Source organism: Psychrobacter sp. 5A.1, assembly GCF_030407455.1.
In the GTDB taxonomy this organism is placed as follows: domain Bacteria; phylum Pseudomonadota; class Gammaproteobacteria; order Pseudomonadales; family Moraxellaceae; genus Psychrobacter.
Genome location: NZ_JASDDJ010000080.1, coordinates 1 through 685 on the forward strand (window position 1 = coordinate 1; position 685 = coordinate 685).

Sequence of the window (685 nt, forward strand, 5' to 3'; positions counted from 1 at the left end):
CATTATTCTAGATTGATATGTATTTAGAATGAATTAATCAAGGATGATCTGATGACCGCTATCACTGTTAAAGTAAACAATAAAAACGCGACAATTACTGAGCATAAAGTGTTGGCTAACAGTGGCCAGCCTACTGTCATTAAAGCCGCTGATAAAACCAATTATGAGTTTTTTGATGAGACAGCAGGTCGTGCTCCAAAAAATATCGTTACTAAAAGAGTGGATAAAGATCTTCATGCCTCGTTCGAAGGTGAAAGTATAAACCCTGACCTCATTATTGAAGGGTTTTACGATACGATCGACAGTGCTGTTATGAGTGTCGCTGAAGATGGTAGTTATTACTATCATTCACCTAATGCAGGCCAAATGGTCGACTACACTAATGAGCTACAAGGCAGTCCGACGCAAGGTCAATTGACTGGCGAAAACCTAAAGACGAACACTTGGTGGATGGCAGCGAATGAAGCAGCTGGCTTTAAAGTGATGCCTTGGTTAGCAGGTTTAGGCACTATTGGTGCAGGGTTAGCAGTCGCGAAGCGTTCAGACTCAGATGATAGTGAAGACGGCACTAATGGTCAAAATGGTGCTTCCGCCTATGAGGTATGGGAAAGGACTTGCAGGCAATGCTGGTAAGAGTGAAGCGCAGTTTATCGACGCCATCACGGGCGCCCAAGGGATCGCTGGT

General features: G+C 43.9%; 1 protein-coding gene. It reads left to right on the forward strand.

The genetic code is table 11. The annotated features are described in order from the left end of the window. Positions 1 to 51: 51 nt before the first annotated feature. Positions 52 to 633, forward strand: coding sequence for a hypothetical protein (locus QL982_RS13150; RefSeq protein WP_290166148.1), 582 nt, complete (start codon positions 52 to 54; stop codon positions 631 to 633). Positions 634 to 685: the final 52 nt, after the last annotated feature.